Annotated in this window: 20 protein-coding genes; 5 read left to right on the top strand and 15 right to left on the bottom strand. The window is 68.3% G+C overall.

What is annotated here, in order from left to right; all coding sequences use genetic code 11:
* Positions 1-4: 4 nt before the first annotated feature.
* From ACWGIC_RS05565 to ACWGIC_RS05495, 15 genes are all read right to left on the bottom strand, one after another.
* A complete protein-coding gene (locus ACWGIC_RS05565) occupies positions 5-910 on the bottom strand; it encodes a type II secretion system F family protein (RefSeq protein ID WP_452074694.1) in 906 nt (301 codons plus the stop codon).
* Positions 907-1,848, bottom strand: coding sequence for a type II secretion system F family protein (locus ACWGIC_RS05560; RefSeq protein ID WP_452074693.1), 942 nt, complete (start codon positions 1,846-1,848; stop codon positions 907-909). The genes ACWGIC_RS05565 and ACWGIC_RS05560 overlap by 4 nt, the downstream gene beginning before the upstream one ends.
* Positions 1,845-3,320, bottom strand: coding sequence for a CpaF family protein (locus ACWGIC_RS05555; RefSeq protein ID WP_452074692.1), 1,476 nt, complete (start codon positions 3,318-3,320; stop codon positions 1,845-1,847). The genes ACWGIC_RS05560 and ACWGIC_RS05555 overlap by 4 nt, the downstream gene beginning before the upstream one ends.
* Before the next feature lie 56 nt (positions 3,321-3,376).
* The gene (locus tag ACWGIC_RS05550; RefSeq protein ID WP_452074691.1) at positions 3,377-4,204 is read right to left on the bottom strand and encodes a hypothetical protein; all 828 of its coding nucleotides are present in this window, start codon (positions 4,202-4,204) and stop codon (positions 3,377-3,379) included.
* A gap of 40 nt (positions 4,205-4,244) precedes the next feature.
* Positions 4,245-4,940 carry an SAF domain-containing protein gene (locus tag ACWGIC_RS05545; RefSeq protein WP_452074690.1) on the bottom strand — a complete coding sequence of 232 codons (696 nt, stop codon included), beginning with the start codon at positions 4,938-4,940 and terminating at the stop codon, positions 4,245-4,247.
* 77 nt (positions 4,941-5,017) lie between these two features.
* On the bottom strand, positions 5,018-5,989 hold the full coding sequence (locus ACWGIC_RS05540; RefSeq protein ID WP_452074689.1) for a hypothetical protein: 972 nt from the start codon (positions 5,987-5,989) through the stop codon (positions 5,018-5,020).
* Positions 5,983-6,543 carry a hypothetical protein gene (locus ACWGIC_RS05535; protein ID WP_452074688.1) on the bottom strand — a complete coding sequence of 187 codons (561 nt, stop codon included), beginning with the start codon at positions 6,541-6,543 and terminating at the stop codon, positions 5,983-5,985. Before ACWGIC_RS05535 ends, ACWGIC_RS05540 begins: the two co-directional genes overlap by 7 nt.
* A 68-nt stretch (positions 6,544-6,611) precedes the next feature.
* A complete protein-coding gene (locus ACWGIC_RS05530) occupies positions 6,612-7,250 on the bottom strand; it encodes a prepilin peptidase (protein ID WP_452074687.1) in 639 nt (212 codons plus the stop codon).
* Positions 7,251-8,546: 1,296 nt separating this feature from the next.
* Positions 8,547-10,862 (bottom strand): tetratricopeptide repeat protein, encoded by a 2,316-nt coding sequence (locus ACWGIC_RS05525; RefSeq protein WP_452074686.1) that lies wholly within the window; start codon positions 10,860-10,862, stop codon positions 8,547-8,549.
* A gap of 474 nt (positions 10,863-11,336) precedes the next feature.
* Positions 11,337-11,579 (bottom strand): class III extradiol ring-cleavage dioxygenase family protein, encoded by a 243-nt coding sequence (locus ACWGIC_RS05520; RefSeq protein ID WP_009155753.1) that lies wholly within the window; start codon positions 11,577-11,579, stop codon positions 11,337-11,339.
* Positions 11,576-12,142: a DUF6624 domain-containing protein gene (locus tag ACWGIC_RS05515; RefSeq protein ID WP_452074685.1), complete on the bottom strand. Its 567-nt coding sequence runs from the start codon at positions 12,140-12,142 to the stop codon at positions 11,576-11,578. Before ACWGIC_RS05515 ends, ACWGIC_RS05520 begins: the two co-directional genes overlap by 4 nt.
* Complete coding sequence (locus tag ACWGIC_RS05510; protein ID WP_452074684.1) at positions 12,139-12,429, bottom strand: hypothetical protein; 291 nt, start codon at positions 12,427-12,429, stop codon at positions 12,139-12,141. Before ACWGIC_RS05510 ends, ACWGIC_RS05515 begins: the two co-directional genes overlap by 4 nt.
* On the bottom strand, positions 12,426-12,914 hold the full coding sequence (locus ACWGIC_RS05505) for a hypothetical protein (protein ID WP_452074683.1): 489 nt from the start codon (positions 12,912-12,914) through the stop codon (positions 12,426-12,428). The genes ACWGIC_RS05510 and ACWGIC_RS05505 overlap by 4 nt, the downstream gene beginning before the upstream one ends.
* 5 nt (positions 12,915-12,919) lie before the next feature.
* A complete protein-coding gene (locus ACWGIC_RS05500; RefSeq protein WP_452074682.1) occupies positions 12,920-13,477 on the bottom strand; it encodes a hypothetical protein in 558 nt (185 codons plus the stop codon).
* Between the two features lie 265 nt (positions 13,478-13,742).
* A complete protein-coding gene (locus ACWGIC_RS05495; protein WP_452074681.1) occupies positions 13,743-13,976 on the bottom strand; it encodes a hypothetical protein in 234 nt (77 codons plus the stop codon).
* An 878-nt stretch (positions 13,977-14,854) separates the two neighbouring features.
* On the opposite strand from ACWGIC_RS05495, the gene ACWGIC_RS05490 reads away from it, so the two are divergent.
* The 5 genes from ACWGIC_RS05490 to ACWGIC_RS05470 all read left to right on the top strand — a co-directional run bounded on the left by ACWGIC_RS05490 (position 14,855) and on the right by ACWGIC_RS05470 (position 20,380).
* On the top strand, positions 14,855-15,745 hold the full coding sequence (locus tag ACWGIC_RS05490) for a helix-turn-helix domain-containing protein (RefSeq protein WP_452074680.1): 891 nt from the start codon (positions 14,855-14,857) through the stop codon (positions 15,743-15,745).
* The gene (locus ACWGIC_RS05485) at positions 15,742-16,110 is read left to right on the top strand and encodes a DUF397 domain-containing protein (RefSeq protein ID WP_452074679.1); all 369 of its coding nucleotides are present in this window, start codon (positions 15,742-15,744) and stop codon (positions 16,108-16,110) included. The genes ACWGIC_RS05490 and ACWGIC_RS05485 overlap by 4 nt, the downstream gene beginning before the upstream one ends.
* 208 nt (positions 16,111-16,318) lie before the next feature.
* Positions 16,319-17,698, top strand: a complete 1,380-nt coding sequence (locus tag ACWGIC_RS05480; RefSeq protein ID WP_452074678.1) for a hypothetical protein — start codon at positions 16,319-16,321, stop codon at positions 17,696-17,698.
* 1 nt (position 17,699) lies between these two features.
* Positions 17,700-18,410 (top strand): SDR family NAD(P)-dependent oxidoreductase, encoded by a 711-nt coding sequence (locus tag ACWGIC_RS05475; RefSeq protein ID WP_452074677.1) that lies wholly within the window; start codon positions 17,700-17,702, stop codon positions 18,408-18,410.
* 842 nt (positions 18,411-19,252) lie between these two features.
* Complete coding sequence (locus ACWGIC_RS05470) at positions 19,253-20,380, top strand: hypothetical protein (protein ID WP_452074676.1); 1,128 nt, start codon at positions 19,253-19,255, stop codon at positions 20,378-20,380.
* The last annotated feature ends 87 nt before the right edge of the window (positions 20,381-20,467 follow it).

The raw sequence follows: 20,467 nt of genomic DNA, 5'->3' as shown, positions 1-20,467 counted from the left end.
GCGGCTAACCACCGGCTGTCAGCAGCCGGAGCAAGGCTGGATAGATGGCCAGCAGGAGAAACGCGACCAGTAACAGGGCAACTGGGAGCGCGAGCCGCTGGGAACGCCCGTTGGCGTCGGCCTTGTCGGCGGCGAGCGCGGCCGAGCGCAGCGCGCTCGCTTTCGCGATCAGCGTGCTGTAGATGGCAGCGCCGTCAGCGGCGGTGGACAGAATGTCGGCCAGGTCGGCGAGTTCGACGACACCCATCCGTTTGCCAAGCCGGGATAGGGCTTCCCACGGGGTGTGCCCGGCGCGCATTGCCCGGCCGAGTGTGCGACTGATCCGCGCGAACACCCACGAGTCCGCCACTGCGGCAGCTTCGGCGAGTGCTTGGCTCGGGGCGCGGCCCGTCGCACGTTCCTGGGCCACCAGGTCGAGATACGCGGCGACCCCGCGCCGGAACTCCTCTCGTGCCCGAGTGGCGTCCTCGCGCACGGCCAGCACTGGCACCAGCGACCCGGCCACCGTAGCGACCAGCACGCCCAGGATCACTACAGTGCCGGGGAAACCGACGCCGCCGAACCACGCCAGCCCCGCCACCGCCACGACGCTTGCTGCGGCGCCGCTAGCCCATGCCAGGCGTCGAACGATGTAACGTTCGGCAGTCTGGTCGAGCACGTCGAGGTCGCCAGCCGGAATGCCCCACCACCGGTTCGATGACCGCGCCGAGTACCCGGCCAGGCGGTGCAGTCGAACCGACCAACGACCCAGCGGCGCAGCTCCGTCTACGCGACGCGCGGCACGGTCGTCCAGCTCCGCGACCGCGGCGGCCAGGTTGACCGGTGCTGGCCGTACCAACGCCAGAATCACGCACACGAGCGCGATCCCGGCGAGGGCACCGAGAACAGCGGCAGCGATACCCGGGCTCATCGCAGGGCCTCCGCGTCGGGCTTGGTGACCACGGTCAGCGAGCGCTTCGGCTTCGGTGCGCCGACTGGGGTCCGGGAGGAGACGCCGAGCAGCCGGGCGGGACGGCGAGTGCGGATCAGGATGTTCATCCACCACCCGGCAGCGCCGAGCAAACCCCCGATCCCGGCCATGACCACCTGGCCCAGCACTCCGTCGAAGGGCGAGAGGAACTCCCGCGCGAACAACACCAACCCGACCAGCAAGACCACGGTGATGCCGAGGATCGCGCGCACATCGGTGCGCGGTTTCGCACGGTCGGCTTCGATGTCCCGGCGGGCCACAACCTCCCGTTCGAGGGCGGTGGCTTTCGCGTCGAGAACATCGACCAGACCGCGTCCACCGGCGCGGGCGCGCAGGATCAGGGCGAGGACGACCTCGTCGGCGGCTTCGTCGCCGACGTCGTCGGCGAACGCGCGCAACGCCTGCTCTAGGCCGCGGGTGCGCAGCCGCACTGCGAGGGTCTCGACCTCGGTGGCCAAGGCGTCAGGGGCGGTGCGGGCCGAGCTGGTGATCGCCTGCTCCAGCCCGCCCGCGCCGGAGGCCAGTATGTCGGCCAGCCGCCGTACCCAGCTTGCCAATGCGTCCAAGCGGGCGATCAGTCGCTGCGCGTCGTGTCCGCGGGCCAGGATCGGCACGGTCACCGCCCCGGCGACGGCCACCATCGCCGCAACCGGCCAGCCAGTGGCCCACCACACCACCACGCCCCCGACCACCGCCACAGCAACCCGCCGCAGCGGAAGCCGCGCCAGGCGCTCCCGCCAGCCTGCCGCTCGCTGCGGCACGGAACCTCGAACGCCACCACCGGCTTTCCGCGGGGCAGGAGGCAGCATCGCCGCAACCGCGCACGCGAGGGCCAGCACGGCGACGACGCCGAGCAAGCCCGGCCACACGTTCGTCATCGCCGGCCTCCTTCCGGGAAACCGGTGATGTTTCCGGCGCCTGCCCCCGCACCGGCGGTGTCGAGCTGGGCGCGGTCGAAGCCGTGCCGCTCCAGGCGCTCTAACAGGTCACGGCTGGGGGCGTACGCGGGAACCGCGCGACCGTCGGCAGGGCGCGGGGCGAAGATCCTGGTGGTGTCCGGGTGGCCGGAATCACCGACCGGACCGACCTCAATGACCTCGGAGACGAACCGCTGTCGGTGGTGCGCTCCGAGGTGAGTGTGGTCGGTGCGGGCGACGTGCACGACCAGGTCGATCGCCGAGGCGGTCCACTGGTGGGCGGCCTCGATCGCCAGCGGCGGGCTAGCCAGCTGCCCGAGCGCCCCGATCCGGTCGAAGACGGCGGACGCATTGGTGGCGTGCAGGGTGCACATCCCGCCTGTCGCGCCGTTACCCAGGGCCCGCAGCATCGCGGTGACCTCTCCGGCGCGGACTTCCCCGACGATCACCCGGCTCGGCGAGTGCCGCAAAGTCTGCTTGAGCAGATCGTCCAGAGTGATTTCGCCGATCCCTTCGCTATTGGCCGGCCGGGCTTCCAGCGGTGTGACCAAGGGGCGCGCGCCGATGTGCAGGCCGAGTTCGTACTCCTCCTCGACGGTCACGACGTGTTCGTAGTCCGGGATCTCGGTGCACAACGCGCGCAGCAGCGTGGTTTTCCCCGCGGCAGGACCGCCGGAGACGATCACGTTGCAGCCCGCGCGCACGGCCGCACGCAGGAACGACGCGATCACCGGATCGAGCGTGCCGTTGGCCACGAGGTCGTCGAGGGTGACGTCGACCAGGCGGTGGCGGCGGATCGCCACTCGCGGCCGGTCGCTGACTTCCATCACGGCCGCGACCCGAGCACCCAGCGGGCCGCCAGCACCGATGCGAAGATTTCCCAGCGGGCGGCCAGCATTGAACTCGCGCGACGTTTGGCCCTGGCGCGCGAACATCGCCGCGAGCATCTCGACCAGCTCGGCGTCGGTATCGGCCACCGGGTGTGGCCACGGCTCGATCGATCCGTCGGCCAGTTCGAGCAACACGCGGTCGCAGCCGTGAACGTGGATGTTCTCCACGTCCTCGCGCTCCAGCAACTCCTCCAGCCCGCCCAGTCCGGACAACGCGGCCACCACCGCGCGAGTCAACCGGCGTTCCGCCTCCACCGACAGCGGTGCCTGTCCGGCAGTGGCGCGACGCTGCACCCAAGAAGCGACTTCCTCGGCCACGTACGCGCGCATGCGTGTCTGCTGCTCCTCCGCAGACAGGGGCGTGTCCAGATGGGTCTCCCCAGCGGCGACGCGTTCCAGCCGGGCCGCGACCGACTCCCGGATTTCCCTTACAGCGTGCGGGTCCAGGTCGCCGCTCGCCGCGTGGTCCTGCGGTTGCCCGAACGCCTGCGGCGGCCTGCCGCTGCCCCTGGTGACGCCGCCGTGTGGCGGTGCCAGCGGCACCGGGTGTGGGTAGCTGGTGGGACCGTTCGGGAGGCGGTATCCGTTGTGTGGCAACGTCATCGTGTTCCTCCGGTGAGCGCGCCCGCGGAGACCGGCGGTGCCGGCGCGCGCAATTCGGCGGGCGTGTAGTTGTGGTAGGTCCCGTGCAGGCGGCGCGCCGCGCGGCGGCCTGCCCGCAGCAACGGCGACCGACGGGGCGGGGCACCTCCGTCTACCCCGTCCGAGAGCACCACCGCCGTCCGCGCGTCCGCAGGGATCTCAACAACGGCGTCGCGGCCCAGCGCCGCGCGGACCTCACGACTGCCGGCAGGCGTGGTCGCGCATACCGCCAGCCCGAGTCGCTCCGGGGCGATCCGTTCGGCGAGCGCGGCCAGCACCGGGCGCGCGGCCAGCACGTGCCGCTGGGTTGGGCGCACCGCGAGCAACACGACATCGGCCGCCAGCAGCAACGGCCACGGCGTAGCCGTGCCGTAGCGGCCGACATCGACCAAGGAGTCGGCTGGATGACCTGCCACGGTCCTGAACGCGGCCAGCGACGCGGTCAGGCGCGTCCATCCCGCAGTCCCGACCGCGGCGTGTTGTTCCGGCGACGTCAACCCGGCCAGCAGGCCTACGTGCTGTGCGGGCGGCACGGTCTGCACGTGGTCGATCAGTGTGGCCGGGTCACCTGCTGTCGCGTGGCGGGTCGCGGTGGCGTGCGACAGGACGCCGAGATCGGTGCGAACCGTGCCGTCCACGAGCCACTGACCCAGCCAGCCCGGCGCGAGGTCGCCGCCAGCCGGGTCGCAGTCGGCCAGCAGCACCGGCGCCGGCCACGCCGCCGCCAACGCGGCCAGTGTCGTGGTCGCGCCCGGTGCTCCCTTGCCCGAGACGATCGTAATCATGGCCAACACCCTCACCGCCCTTCCAGACGAAGACTTGCTTCTATGCGCCTGGTCCGAGCTGGACCACGACAACCTGGCCCGCCGCGGCGCTGGTCGCGGCCTGCGCGGAATCCGCGCCGACGACGACATCGACCGTGACCGCGCCGGTCGAGTCCGGCGGGCCGGTGCCCACCACCCGCGCCCGAAACGGCCCGGCAGTACTCGCCGAGGCTTGTCCCGCATCGGTTCCGGTGCCGCCCGCGACGGCACTGACCTGGACCAGATCGCCGGGCGACAGGCCACGCGCGGGCAGGCGTCCCGGCTTCACCGCGAGCCCGACCAACCGCTCACCCTGCCCAGGAACCGGTTGCGCGGACACCTGTCCGGGTGCCAGCACAGTGCCCGCAGGCAACGCGGAGCGAGCGACCTGCCCCACCACCCCCGCGCGATCACGGGCCGGGATTGAGGACACGCCTTGGTCCGGGACCGCCTTCGCCACCCCGAGATCGCCGTCGCTGATCCGCTGGCCCCAGCCCACGTCCCGCGTCAGCACCACAACATCGATCCGGGCATCCTGGCCCGCGATCAAGGCGTAGTTGCCGAATGCGACGACGGCGGCCAGCACGACCGCGACGCCCAGCAGCCACCACCGCCGCCGCCGCGGTACCCGCGGGCCATCACCGTCGTTGGGCAACTCGATGTCAGCTGAGCCGCCGCTTGCCTGGCGTGGCCCGGAAAAAGACACAGCAGTACCCACTGGGCAACTCCTTACCCATTTTCGGAAATGCAGTTTTCTTATGTCTGACAGAATGCGTCTATCGCATTCTCGGTCCGCTAATTCGCGCGCAGAGCCTGTACCTCGGCAACCGCGAAGCTGGCCCTGGCCCTCGACTGCATCTGCGGGAAGTCCCCACCGACGTCAGCAGTTCCGTCCGATCCGATCCAGCTCACCGACCACTGGATCGCCCACTCCGCGCTGGCCTGATCGTTGGGTTGGCCCACCGAGCTGCGGGTGTAGACGAATCCGCAATCTGGGCTGGCCGCGTGCAGACCAAAGGAGCGGTCGTACGGTGTGCCCGGTCCTGAACATGTCATCGAACCGCCCGTGCCCGAGTTAAACGTCATGCCCACCGGGGTCGCGGTCACCTCGGCCCACACTGGTCCGACCTGCACTCGCTGCACGGCCGGATGCCACACCCCCCGGTCGGTCCATATCCAGGTGTTCTCGCCGACGATCGTGGCGTCCCGTCCGTCCGGCAGCCGCACGTCCGGTGAATGCCGTGGCACCGGCAACGGCAGTTGCAACTGCTCGAACGCCTGTGCCGCCAGCTCAGCCGGAGTCGGCAAGGGCGGTGCCGCAGGCGCACCCGGCGGCGCCGGGGCGTCCGCAGGAAGCGGCGGCAGGCACCGCATCCCGAACGCGCTACCACCCGGCCGACCAGCACCGGGGGCACCTCCGACACCGAAACCACCCAGAAAGCATCCCGGAGGAATCCCGCTCGGCGAATCGGCAGCATCGCTCGAACCGGCCGCGGCCTGCCGATCTTGGCCGGTACCGGCCGATTTCTTCGCCGGACCGCCCGGCCGCACAGGCGCCTGGCCTCGCTGCTCCAAGGCTCGCATGTCGATGTGTGGCGGGGCGACCAGACCGGAGAGGTCACCCGGAACGACGATGACCTGACCATCGTCATTGCTGGGCGGAGGCGGATCTGCCTGGGCTGGTGACGGCAGGCCCGCCACTGATATCCCGCCCAGGCACAGCACGCCTGTTAGGACTTGTGCGACATGTCGGCGGAACATCAGCATGTCCCGCCTGGGAACGTGACTTGAGCGACCTTCCACCGGCCGTCGGTGCTGTCGCGTTTGAGGTCCGCATTGACTGGATTCCGCGGTACGCCGACGGTCTTCCGATCACCCGTCTTGGCATCCGCCTGACCTGCCCTTGAACCGTCCTGGCAGTCGACTACTTTCGCGGAAGCGCCGGTGATCTGAACTGACACGATGCGCGCAGTGACATCGCCGTAGACCTTGATCCCGGCCTGTTTCTGAGATTGCATCGCATTCAAGGTGGTGGTGAGCTGAGGGTCGACTGCTACCGCGGCCACTACGTCATGCCAGGTGTTCTCCGGCTTGTCGCTGGCGTGGAACGTGCTGACCCAGAATTGGGTGTAGGCGGTTTCGACCGCGGGACGTTCGTCCTGGGCGGAAGAGGTCGCTGCCTGTGACGGCGCGGACAGGTTCGGCGAAGACGATGGTGACGGTGCCGGGTTGTTTTCGCCGCTGCACCCCGCCAGCAACATGGCGAAGGCGCCAGCCAGGATGACGTGCAGTCGCCGACGATTGGTACCGATGTTGCTCACAGGGTCCTCCCCAGTGCTCCCGATGCTAATGTCCATGCCGACCCGCGCCTGTGCAGGCCGCCATGCGCCTATGTCAACAGGATGCTTACCAGCGCGCCAGCGAGCAGAGGTGGACCTGCGGGGAACCGCGAATTCATACTCCTGGACGACACTGCTACCGCAAGCGCGACCAGGGCGGTAAGCCCGCTCGCGACCAGCAGACCGCGCAACAGGCCATCCCACCCGAACCAGCCGAGATACAGCGCGAGCGCGGCATACAGCGCGGTATCGCCGCCCCCCGTGTGTTCCGGCGCGCACATCTGGACCAGCAAGGCAAGGCCGAGCACGGCCACCATTGCCATGCAGGCGAAGCCGAACCGGAACCAGGTTCCGTCGATCACCGTGGACCAGAGCATGAACACCGCACCTCCGCCCGCCAGCGCTGCCACCAGCGGAAACGGTAACCTTCGGCAACGCAGGTCCGTGAGCGCCAGGCCGCATCCCAGTGCGCACGCCCAGCACCATGCCAGCCAGATCGGCGTCGCGCCGAGTCGAGACAACCCAGCCCAACACAGCACCGCAGTCATCAGCGACATCGCCGCGGGAAGTGCGAGGCGTGCCAGCCGGCCAGTGACAACCACCGTGCCCGTCGTTCGTTCCGTGGCCGCGAGCAACACTGGTCCCGCCGCGATACTCGCGGCTCCGACCGCAGGCACCAGGATCGACATCGTCAACACCTCCAAGACGAGCACGAAGGCGCTGGCGTAGACCGCGGCATTCGGCCCGGCTCGCGTCGCGGTTGCGCTGGTCCTCATCGTGGTCGACAGACAGATCGGCCTTGATCGTGACGATCCGCGCGTACGGGGTGCCTGAAGTCATCGCGCGTACTGCTCCGATCGGGAAGAGCTGCGGTGTCGTCCGGCGGTGGGTGCCGTGGCAGACGCGGACGCCCCCGCGTCCTCCACCCTGGGCCCGGGTTCGGGGCCAGCAGTTCCCGGGATCTCGTCGAGGCGTGGACCGGAAACCGCCAGGCCGGTCCTCGCCGCGGTGGCAGACGGATCGGTACCGGGTTCCAGGTCGGTCGCTTCGACAAAAGCGTGGAGATTCGGAGGCGGGGCGGGCGTGGTGACAAGTTCTGCGACGGGCTGCCAGGTGACGCACCGATCGCACCAGGCATAGCTGGGAATGGCCTCGGGGTTCTCGGCGAGTTCGGTGAGTTCGGCTTCGCCGATCTCGTCGAGTGCACGCGTATGGGAACAAAGAAGGAGGAAGTGCGCCATCGGTGTGCTCCGTCCAGGACGGTGGGGGCTCGGGATGGGGCGGCGGTGCGGCGGACGCGGAGGCCGGGGTCCTGGCGAACCGCCGCACCAGCCGGTCCGAGCGCGACTCGGCGCCCGGGTTCAGGTGCGGTTGACCGCCCAACCGTGATGGTTCACAGAGGGAATCGGCACGCGTCAGCGCGGTTGAACCAATCCACGAGACGGCCACGGGCATCGAGAAGAGCCGCTGGAATTCCGGAGGCGATATCGCGAAGCGACACTGCGCGAAGAATGCAAATCTGGATTCCAGAAAAAGGTTGTGACTTCCCGGCGTTTCCGCGTTGACGGGATACCCGGATTGAGTTCCGGACGCCGGGGCGACACCTAGGGGGAGGAGTGTCGCCCCGGCAAGCGAGACCGGGCGAGGCGCCGTCGATCCCCCGACTGGGTCGACGGTTCCGGGAGGTGACTCGGTTCGCATACCTCCACAGTGGAGCAACGAGAACGCGTCGGGGCCCGGTAGCCCAGGACAGTCTTGTGCTCTTTTTGTGCTGATTTTGTGCTCGTTTTGTCCAGACGAAAACAGTTTTCATCTAGTCGAGGGATTCGGCGACGTCGCGTGCCTAATTCAGCACATGCTGTTACTTTTGGCGATCGCGCGGGACGAGCGTATCGGCATAGAACGACACCGCACCAGTAGGGCCTCGGCGTGTCCCGAAGCCCTACTGGGTTCTGAGCGGAGAAAGAGCGTTATAGCTGGGTGGCTCAGCTGCCGGGCTTGTCGCGAGTGCTCAGGCACACGTTGATCGTGGCGATCTGGGCCTGAATGTCGAGTGCACGCGGGTCCTGCAGTGATTCGAGGATGTCCCCCGCGGCGCGGTAGGAAGCGCGCGCTCCTTCGGGGTCGCCGAGTTTGGTCAGCGTTTCGCCTCGGGCCACGAGGGTTTCGGCCTGGCCCCAGCGTTCGTGTCCGATGCGGCGGATGGCCAGGGCCGCGTCGAAGTGGGTCAGTGCAGCTCGTGGCTGGTCCTGTTGCAGCAGGACCAAGCCCAGTTGGTGATGGGCGAGGCTGGCGACGGGTTGTTTCGGGGCGAGAGCCAGGGCGCGGGCGAGCGCGTCCTCGGCGAGTGCGCGAGCTTCGTCGGTGTTGCCCAGGTTCTGGTGCACTCCGGAGAGCATGGCGCGGGTGACGGCGACGCCGAGGTCGAGGCCGACGCGCGCGAAGAGCGTCTCGGCCAGCTCGTAGCTGGCTTGCGCGTCGTCGTGGCGGTCGAGGGCGCTGTATGCGGCGGCGAGGCCGAACTCGCTCCAGGCGCGGCCCCGGTCGTCGCCCAGCTCGGTTTGCAGGTCGACCGCGCGCCTGAGGTGGTCGATGCCTTCCTCGGTGCGTCCGAGTTCGTGCAGGACCCAGCCGAGGCTCTGGGTGCTGCGGGCGATGCCCGGGGTGCTGTCGAGGGCTTGCGCGGCGGCGAGTCCCTCGGTGGCCGCGGTGAGCCAGGTACTCCAGTTCTTGGTCAGGTAGAAGTAGGGCAGAAAGAGGGCCGGGAGCATCCAAGCGGCCTCTCCGGCGCCGATGGAACGGGCATGGCGGGCGAGTTCGAGCGCGGTGGTCACTTCGGTCTCGCACCAGGCCAGCGCGCCGTGGTAGTCCGCCGGGGCAAACGGCGCGGCGACCTCCGGGGTGGTCGTGGTGGCGGTGTCGGAGTCGATGTCGAGCGTGAGCCCGGAACCGGCCCAGTTCGGGGTCAGGGCGTTGCTGGCCTTCCAGGCGGTCGCGACATACCAGCGCAGGAGCCGGTAGCGAGCCCGTGCCACCTCGTCAAGGGAGTCTTCGACGACGGCGCGCTGGTAGGCGTAGGCGCGCAGGAGGTGGTTCATCCAGAGGCGTCCGGCGCCGACGTAGGCGTCGTCGAGCAGGTGGGCGTGGCGCAGCACGTCCAGCACTTCGCGGACGGTGCCGACGTCAAGGCTGGTCTGGGCGGCGACCGCCTCGGCGCTCAGCAGCGGGACGGGGATGATGCCGGCCAGACGGAACACCCGCTGCTGCAGCGGTGAGAGCGCGAGGTAGGACAGGTCGATCACGCCATGGATGTTCACCGTGGGATCCGAAGAGGTGAACACGTCCAGGCGCCGTGTCTCGCTGCCGAGCCGGTCGGCCAGGCTCTGCAGCGAGTCGTGCGGGTGCTGCTGGATGCGTTCGGCGGCAATGAGCACTGCCATCGGCAGCCGGCCGCAGCGGCGCACGATCGCCTCGGCGGCCTCGCGCTCGACCTCGACACGTGCCTCGCCGGCGCGCCTGCGCAGCAGGGTCAGGGCTTCCTCGGGCGACAACGGGGGCAGGTCGATGTGGAGGCCGCCGCTGTGCAGCAACAGGGAGGGCTGATGCTCGCGGCCGGTCAGCACCACCACGCTGCCTGCCCCGGGCAGCAGGTGCCGGACCTGTTCGTAGCTGGCGATGTTGTCCAGCACGACGATGGCCGGCCGTTCGGCCAGCATCGAGCGGTAGCGGGCGGCGCGTTCCTCGATCGTGCCGTGCAACGCGTCGGCACCGGCTCCGAGGGCGTGCAGGAAGCCGTCCAGGACGTCGCCGGGGTCGACGGCGCGCCCGGGGGCCAGCCCGCGCATGTCGGCGAACAGGCAGCCACCGGCGAAGCGATTCTGCACCCGCGCGGCCCAGTGCAACGCCAGTGACGTCTTGCCGACCCAGAAGCCGCCCTCGATGACGGCGGTGACCGCAGCTCCCGGGCGGGCGTGCTCGATGAGTGCGGCGTCGAGCCGGTGGAGATAGTCTTCGCGGCCGACGAAATCCGCGGCGGCAGGTGGCAGTTGCATCGGACGAGCGGGGGCACGGCGAATGTCGTCCTGCTCATGGGCGAGCTGTTCCAGCTCGCCGTCGGCGCCGAGCGCGCGGTCGACTTCGCGGACCAGTGCCGGTGCCAGAGGGCGCGCGCCGTGCAGGATCTTCGACAAGTAGCTCGCGCTGTAGTTGGTCTGGGCCGCGATGTCGTCGATCGTCATGCCTCGCTGGCGGCGGAGCCGGTGCACCGCCTCCGCGAAAGCGTTGATGGACCTCAATTCCACGTCTCCCCCTGGATGGATCGACGCGCTACAGCCGCTTGTGGCGGAGCAGCGCGTCGCGGCGTCGTCCGAGGACTGGGCCGCAGGCTGTGGGGACCGGATCGGACGTCCGCCTCACTAAGTGGAGCGACGACCGCGACAGCCGAGATTCGTTTGTCCCGCGCCGACACGCGGAGTGACCAACCCGTTGATGACAGGCAGTCACCGCCCAACGCCCACGCTGGGGGCGCCTCGCCACCGTCACACCCTAAAGCCGTGCAACAGCCACCAGTCACAGCTCTCGGGAGATTTCCCAGCTCATCCAGTCTTGCTTCGCAAGACCTCTCCCCGAAGGTGGAAGATCACCCGATCTTCCCTGGATACCCGCATCGTCCCAGCCGATGCAACTACCGGGTAACCGATTACACCGTTCGGACTAATTGTGACACGCAACACTACTCAACGCAACCGAGTAGAACTACCTGCCGTCACTGAGTGTTATGACGCTTGTGCGAACGACGTACGTCGGTGCGGCGTCGGCAGCGGGTACAGCAGCGCCACGGTCTCGACAGCGCACTCCGGGCAGATCCGCAGGTTCGCCGGACGACGTGGTCCCAGGGATTCGAGCACGAGCTGGCCCTCGTGCAGGTGACGGGTGCACACGGAGACGTCGGTGTCGGGCAGGGCGGTGTGCGCGCGTCCGGGGTGGTACGGGCTGACACCCCACTGCAAGTTGGTCATCGTGAACCTCCTCGGGTCGCGGTGGTGACCTCGGCGAAGCTGGAGTACGCGGCCTCGATCGCGGAGTCCGGCAACGGGTCGAGCCCGACGTCCGCGCGCGCCAGGTTGACCTCGGCCGGACGGTACAGCGGATAGAGACGGCCGGCTGCCTCGGTGCCGAGCCGCAGCCACTGGGTGCCGTAGCGCTGCGCACGCTGTTGGTCGGTCGCGACCCGATCGGCCAGAAACGCCAGATCGCGCGGCGCGGCGTCGCGATTGGCCACCGCGGCGCGCAGCTTCGGCAGCCAGCAGGCCCGATATGGCGCGGGCGCGTGCTGGGCCAGCACCCACGCGGCGTGCGCCCCGTCAACACCGACGGCACAGCGGCCGGGCCAGCCATGCACCGCCACGATGGGCGCGAACCAGCGCACGTTGTCCTCGTCGACGCGGTGAACGGTCGCCCACTGCTCCGGCGTGGGAGCCACCGGATCAAGTTCGGCGCGGGCGCGCTGATCGGCGGCGGCACGATCGATCAGCTCGCCGCGCAGCGCGGCCAGCTCCGGGTCGACGCCCGCCCTGTTCACGGTTGTCCTCCTGCCAGCGCCGCCGATCCGGACGCGGTCAGCGTGAGCGGCCGATCGGCATCGTCGGCAAGATGGCCGGACGCGAGCAGTTCGGCACATGCCTGCGCGATCCACTCCGGCACCGCACGGCCCCCGTCGGTGAACAGCTCGCCGTCGTGACGACGAAGCTCTCCGCGCGCGGCCCGGCGCAGAGCCCACCAGGACGCGACGTCGACCCCGGCGCCATCCACGCGGCAGCTCAACCCGGTTGGCGGTTCGGCGGCATCGAACGAGGTTGCGGGCGTCATGGCTTCTCCGATCGAGCGGTCGGCACCGGAGCGGCCAGTGCGCGGGTGGTGGCCAGCAGTGCGGCCTGCGCGGGCAGATCGGCCCGGGTGGGCCAATCGACCCAGCGCCACAGATCCAGCGCCTCGGTCTCCGGCGACGGCAGCACTACCAAGGCGTTGTCACCGACCACGCTGACGCCCATCGGCACCAGCGCGGCCATGTGCTCCAGCGTCGCGCTCCCCGGCCCGCTCAGGAACGTCCACCGTTCCCCACCCGGATGCACCAGCGCCGGGGCGGGCATGGCCCGTACCCGCAGGCTGGGCGCAACCTTCCGGCCCAGCGCAGCGGGCATCGTGACCGCGCCGAGCAGCCCGCCCAGGCGCAGGGCGATCCGGTTGCCGTCGACCAGCTGGGCGGGCAGCCCGCAGGTGGCCCAGTAGTATTCGCACCACCGCGCCGCTGTGTCCCCGGCCGATTCCGGGGGTGCCACGCAGGAAACGGACATGCCCATCAGTCCCTTCGTGTCTGGCCGTTCAGCGCGGCCCGCGCGCTGGTGTACTCGGGTACGAACCATGCGGTCTCCTGCGGCGTGATCCGCCAGCGCGAGATCTGTCTCGGCACCTGGCTCGGCGGCAGCAGCACGCATCCTTCGCGCACCGAGCGCGGCGGATCACCCGCTCGAACTCCGGTATCGGCGGCGTGGTCGACGATCAGGTGCCAGCGCAGGCCCGGACCGACCACGATCGGGCCGAGACATCCGGCGCTTCGGAGCGCCGCTTCGGCTCCGCTGCCACCAGGACCGAGGTCGATCACCCCGATCACGCCGGGACGCAGGAGAATGGGCCACGGCCGATCAGTCCACGCCTCGAACGCCTCGTCCTCGGACACGGGCCCGCCTCGGCACATCAGATCGGCGATCTCGGGCAACGACTGGTCATCGAGGGCGCCCGGCCTAGGGGACGGTGCGGGAACACCGCGGCAGATCGGCCAGCCGTGCGCGGCGTACTCGGTCGCGGCGCAGCGCATCTCCGTCAACGCGCCCGCCGGATACGGATGAGTGCTCAACACCGAGCATCACCCTTCTGCGGTCCAGGTGCCTCGTCCGCGGGCGTTGGTTCGCCGACTGGCATCGCGGGGGTGAACCAGTCATGGAAGTCCGTCATCGTGCGGCGCGGTGCGTCGGTGTCCCACTGGTGGAGCCCTTCGAGCACCTGCTCGTACAACACAGCACGCTCGGAACCGACATCTCCTGGTTGCCCGACAATCGGCTCGGACGACGTGAGCGGAATGGGCAGCGGCTCAGGCGCACGAACTTCGTCGAGGGCATGCCGACTCACGATGAGGTCCTTGCCTGCACTACGCGCTCCAGCAACGCGACGACCATGCTGCAGGGCGGCAGAAGCTGGTCCGGACCGGGAGGCACTACCCAGTCGTCTCGCGTCCTCACGCCTCGGCCAGGTCTTGGGCTCGGCGTGAGCTGCGCGCCGTCCGGCAGCAGCCGGACCTTGGCGTGGATCAGGGATTCCGGCAGCGCGAAGTCGGCCCGCCGGTGTGGCGCGGTCAGCACCGCCCACCGCCCGGGACCGTGCCGCAAGACAGGCCCCCGAAGGCAACCCGACGCCAGCTCAGCCACCACAGGCCGTGCAAGTTTCTCGGGTATGTCGAGCACATCGACAGGCGCGTCCTCGGTCGTGGCACGGCCCCCTGCGCCGTGCCACGATCCTTGGAGGGGTTGTTGAACCGCTACTTCACAAGGACCGGCCATCACGCTGCCTCCGACATGACCATCGGCGTCGGCTGGAGGGCGTGACGGCCGCTGGGCTCGCGTTCGTCGTCGTCTCGAAGAACGACCGACACCCGCCCAGCGGCTTCCGCAGCGTGCCGCCCTCCCGGTGCCTCGCGATGCGGCGTGGGGGCCGCTCCCGGATGGTTCCGAGGCACGGGGATTCCCTCTCGCGCGGATTCATCGAGCCGCGCGTGCAACTCGATGGCGTCCCGCAACGCGGCACGTAGCTGACCCGCAGCCCGTGGATCGAACACCACCACGGCGCCGCCCCTGTCGATCGTGATCTGCGGTCCGCGCTTCCCAACCGAAACCTCGACATGGGATCGGCGGCCGTCGCGATCACGGCACGGCACCATCCCGGCGTTCCGAAGGGGCTTCCACCCAGCTCTGGTCAGCAGGGTCATGAGCCTGTGTCGGTTGCGCCTCATGCTTGTCACCCACCTTCCGCGACAGCGGCAGCTCGTGGCGTACCGCCGCGCCTCATCGGGCTGTCGGCCTTCGAGAATGCATCCCTGTCTACAGGAATGAACGCGATGGTTGGTAGATTAGCCAGATAATTATCTGACCTATATAGCCCAGACGGGTGTTCTTATCGCTGGAGGCGAGTAATCTCGTGGAGTATGTGCCGCGAGTGATCCAGCAGCAGGAAGGACCGGACCTTGGCGAAGCAACACGCCTCCAGCACGCTGCGAGCGTGGGAGCTGGGTGTGCGACTGCGTCGGGCTCGCGGCGATCTGGGCCTCACGGCCGCCGCGGTCGCCAAGCGGGTCGGGATCGCGCCGAGCAACTTCTCCGCCATCGAGGCCGGCAAGCGCCGCGTCACCGCGAAGAACCTGGCCCAGCTCGTCGAGACCTACGAACTCGATGACGCCGAGCGGGAGCTACTCGAAACCCTGCGCGTCGAAGCCGAGCAGCGGAACTGGTGGCACGACTACACCGAGCTGTACAGCGAGGAGTTCCTCCGCTTCCTCGGCTTGGAAGCCGGCGCCAGCCTGGTGCGCGAATGGGCACCGATCTACGTCGCCGGCCTGCTGCAGACCAACGAGTACGCTCGCGCGACGATCCGCGCGGGCAGCCCCTACATCAAGGCCGTCGACGTCGGCCCCCGACTGGAAACGAGGCTGGCTCGCCAGGCCTTGCTCGACGAGGGACTGAAGATGGACGTCGTGCTCGCCGAAGGCGCTCTGCGCCAGCAGGTCGGAGGGCGTGCCGTCATGTGCCGCCAGCTCGACCACCTCACCGAAGTGATCACCCGGCCCAACAGCACCGTCAGGGTACGGGTGGTGAACTACGAAGCCGGAGCGCACGCACTGACCGGTGGGCCGCTGAGCCTGTTGAGCTTCGACAACGCGCTGCTGCCCGACCTCATCTGGCAGGAAACCGCGATCACCGGCAACCTCATCGACCGAGTGCAGGTCGTCCGCGAGTTCAAGGCCAGCTTCGAAGACGTCTTCGGCTCGGAGGACGTCTCCAACGCGGTTGCGCTCAACGACGCCGACTCGCTCAGCCTGATTCAGCAGATCCGCCACGAAATGGAGGCCGCAGCGTGACCACAGATCCGCGTAACCCCGTCCGCCCACGCACGGGCTGGTTCAAGTCCAGCTTCAGCCCCTCGCAAGGTGGCTGCGTCGAAGTTCTCTTCGAACCTTCCGCCGTCCTGGTTCGCGACACGAAAGATCACGGCGAGGGCCCCGTGCTCACCGTCGACTTAGCCGCGTGGCCCGGCTTCCTCGCCGAGGTCACCGGCACGGCACCCGCTGGCAGCAACCACGCTCTGCGCATCGAACACCAGACCGATGGTGGCGTGCGCCTGCACGCCGCTGACGGCACCGCACTCGCCTACACCGTGGTCGAGTGGACCGCGTTCACTCAAGGTGCCGCAGCTGGCCAGTTCGCACTCCAACCAGCGGCGTAGCGGCTCACGAGGTGGTCCACCGCGATCACACCATTCGCATCACCACCGTTCCGCCCAAGATCGGATAACCAACCACCCACCAGCACACACGGCGAGACGCGATCGCAAAAGACCCCAGTTGTAGGCCGCTTGTAGGACTCGAACCCGACCAGGCGATCGAACTGCGCCGTCGCCCGTGACTCGCGCTGGAACCCGGAAGGAGGACGCGATGACCACCGCAGAAGATGACCATCTTCATCCCCTTGCCGTCGTCTTGCGCGAACGCGGGCTGACGCTTGACAAGCTGGCCTCGTCCTACCGCGGAGAACTCGCGCGCCAAGGGCTGCGATCGGGAGCAGACCGGCAGCTCATATGGAAGTGGAAGTCGGGCAAGAAGACGCCCAGCGACGAATCGCAGCACGTGTTGGCCACGGTGCTCGGCGTCCCGCACACTCTTGTCACAGAGCGCGGATGGCCATCCTGGGTGTGGTGCGCAACCAACACACACGGGCAACTGGTCGAGCCGCCATGGTCGATCGCCGGGACCATGAAGGTACTTCGCTGGGTGACAGGAGATCGAGTGGATCGTCGCGGCTTTCTGACCCTCTCGGGTGCCAGCCTGCTCGGAGTCGCCACCGAGTGGGCTTCAAATATGGCGACAGCCAGAGCAGCGACGCTCGTGGCGCCTGAGACGCGAGGGGAGTACCTCAGCCGTGAGGTCCTCGACCGCCTGGGAAGCCGCCTCGCCGAACTCCGCCACTTAGACGATGTCTTCGGCGGCACAGATCTTCGACACCTGGCTCGCGCCGAGCTTCGCTGGCTCTCGTCCCTCGCGGACACCGCCACCTACGACGAAACAACCGGCAGGACCCTTTTCGCCCACATCACCGAAGCGGCTCGCCTGTGCGGCTGGCTCCACTTCGACGTAGCACAACATGCAGCCGCCCAGGAGCACTATGTCACCGCGCTGCGGTCCTCAGTCGAGGCGAACGCTCCCGAAGCCGGCGCCCACGTTCTCGCCTGCATGAGCTTCCAAGTGATGCTCGACGGGCGCCCGAACGACGCACTCTCCCTCCTGGACACGGCATCAGACTTCCTCGGCCGCAGCGGTAACGCCCGCCTGAGAGCCATGATTGCCAGCCGGAAGGCGCGGGCGTACGCCATCGCCGGAGACGAAAGGGGCTGCGGTCACCAGCTCAACCTCGCCGAGCGGTATCTCGACGCGGCCGATACCGCCCCCGACAACGCCCCGGACTGGATCTACTACTTCGACCAGGCCGAGCTGGACGCCCAGGCTGGCGCCTGCTGGGTGAGTTTGTCCCAACCCGCGCGCGCGAGGCCCCTGATTGACTCCGCGCTGAGCACGATGAGCAGCAACTACGTTCGCGACCGAACGATCTATCACGCCCGCAGCGGGCAGGCGTACGCCGATGCCAACGAACTCGACATGGCGTGCCGCGATTTCACCACCGCAATCGATCTCGCAGCCCAAACCCAGTCAGTCCGATCAATCGAGACAATACGCGTCGGCAGAGCCACCCTCGATCGCTATAAAGGCGACCCGCGGATTAACAAACTCGATCGACAGTTCCAACGGATCGCTTGCTGATATGCCCCCTCCTCAAGATCGGGTCGCCATTGTCACCGGAGCCAACAGGGGCATCGGACGGGAAATCGCCCATCAGCTTTCTGCTCGCGGAATATCGGTGTGCGCGGGCGTGCGCAACCACGGCACCGAATCATCCACAGTGGAAGAAAAATCCGCCGCCTCGGGCCTCTACCGCGAGATCACCCTAGATGTCACCCAGCCAGATTCCGTGCGCGAAGCCGTCCAAGCTGTTCTCCGCATGTTCGGAAGAATTGACGTTCTTGTGAACAATGCAGGAATATCTGACGGGGATCATGACGCGCTGCGGCTCGACGTCGAAGCATTCAAGAACGTCATGGACGTGAACGTACTGGGAGCCTGGCGACTGTGCGAGTCGGTGGTACCAGCGATGACCGAAAATAATTATGGTCGCATCGTAAACATCTCCAGCACCCTCGGGTCGTTGCATCATTTGAACCGGGCGACTGAACCTGCATACCGGGTCAGTAAAGCTGCTATAAACGCCTTGACCCGTGTGTTCGCTGCCCGCTTGAGCGGGACGGGAATTCTCGTCAACGCTGCATCGCCGGGCTGGGTCAGAACAGACCTCGGAGGACCGAATGCACCGCGTTCAGTCCAACAAGGGGCCGACACTCCGGTCTGGCTTGCCACGCTTCCTGAAGGTGGCCCGTCTGGCGGCCTCTTCTATGATCGCGCACCGCTCGAATGGTGAGCGTCGGCGAGCAGAGCCTTCCGTCTGAAGTCGTTCAGCGCCGACCAATCGAAGTCTGCTTTCTGTAGCCCAGCCTGGGGTCCGACCGCGGGTTGGCCAGGCGCGTGGAAATTCTGCGACCTACAAGCGTCCTACGCCTTTCTACTTCCACTTCCGCCCGCCAAGCGCAAAGCTCGCAGTCTCGTTACCCGTGCGATTAGTCAAAGGAGCACGCCAAGCGAGCAAACCCGGCCTGCTGCTACAGATGCCGGCCCGACCGAAGCTAGCAGGAAGAGGTGCGTGATCGCTCTTGTGGCACTTCGGTGGTACTTCGGGGCGACATCCTGCACTTAGCCTCCTGTGTTCGGGCGGGGCCAAGACGACCTACTCCAAGGGGGAAGAGTGACTGTTCGGTTAGGGGTTGAACGCGAGATAGTGCGGCGTCCCCAAGTGACGCGCGAGAAAGACGACGTCGCCCGCTTCCCCCGCTCTGGTCCCGTTTTCTCACACCGCTTAATCACCCTCTGCGCGAGCAGGGGAGGGTCCTCTGCGCGTTCCGGATACCTCGCGGTCGCCGCTGAGAGCGGCGGCGTGGTGACACATCCCCGAATCCGTTGCGCATCGCAACGAGAGATGTCGTGACGGCTCCAGACCGGCCAATGACGTCCTCATCTCGCCCTGGCCAGACCCGTCCCCCGGGGTCGGCTAACGAGGTGGGGCGCGGGGCGGCACGACCATCCGGCGACACGACGACTCCCCCTCCCGCCGATGGTCGCGCCGTCCCATCCTTCACGGGAAACGAGGAACCGCCACCGCTGGTGGTCGTGCTCCCGGCGTGCGCCAATTGCGACACGGTTGCGCTCGTGGCCGAGCACACCGAGCGGGCGGTGTTGGCGTCCGGGCTTTCCCGACCGATCTGCACCGTGCTGGTGGACACCAGTGTCCCGACGGACAAGACATTGCGCGTGGCGTTCCAGAACGCCCGGTTGTGGGGGTCGCGTGTTGAACTGACGCTGCCGGGTGCTGGGTGGGGTGCCGCCGTGGCGCGAGGCTTGCGACACGCAGCTCAGGTCGGCGCCGAGGAAGTGGTGCTGGCCGATCCGATCGTGCCTGCGGATCTTGAGGCACCGGCCGCGGAGTCACGGCTCGCGTCGGCGTTGCGCAGGCTGCGCGAGCAAGAGCGGCCGGGAGCTGTGTGCAGCCCGTTGGCCGCGCCGTGGTGGCAGCGTCTGCTGGCCATCCACGTACTGCGACCTCTGTGCGCGCCTTCGCTGGGTTTGACGCTGGTGGACCCGCAAGCCCGCACGCTGGTGCTGTCCGGCGACGCCGTGCCCGATGTGCTGTCACCGTCCTGGGGTTTGATGCGCATGGGCTGGGAGCACGGACACGGCCTGGGTCTGTTGGCAGCCATTCGCGAGGCCGGCCTGGATGTCGGGCAGACCTTGCCCCGCATTCCGCATCCGGAGGCATTCGCGCGGTCGATGAACCGGAATCCGGTGGATCGGGGTGAAGCGTCCGCCCTGCTGCCGACCGCGCTGCGGTTGGTGTCGGTCGCCTCCTCAGCACGCAATCCGGCCCCGGTGATGCCCTGGGTGGCAGATCTCGGGTTGGTCAAAGGGCAGCTTCCCCCGCCGGAGGTGTTCACCGCGATGCTGACGCAGTGCTCGCGGGCGGCCCAGGTGGTGGCTTCGCGACCGGGCGTTGCCGCGGGCTGGCCCGAGCCACTGCTGAACTCCTGGCACGCCGCTCGTACGTTGCAGGCCGATATTCCCGCGATCGCTGAGCGGTTGTGGCTGACGTACCTGGCGCGGCTCGGGCCGTGGCTGCGCTTCGGTGCCAGCGCCGGTGGCTACACCGTGCCCGCCCGTCATTCGGTGGTCTCGGCGGCGCGCCAATTCTTGCTTGCCACCGGAACACCGGTCATGGCTGAGCAGGCCGCTGCGGACGTCCGCGGTGAGTCCATCGCCTCCTCGCTCCCCGGTGCCGGTTGAGCAGAACCGACGCTCGCCGGTCGCGTACATGCGAAGTCATCTCGAAGAAGAAAGGTTCGGTTCGTATGCCACGCCGACAACCAGCAC

The organism is Amycolatopsis sp. NPDC054798, from assembly GCF_053611505.1.
This window is presented reverse-complemented; position numbering and strand designations above follow the sequence as displayed.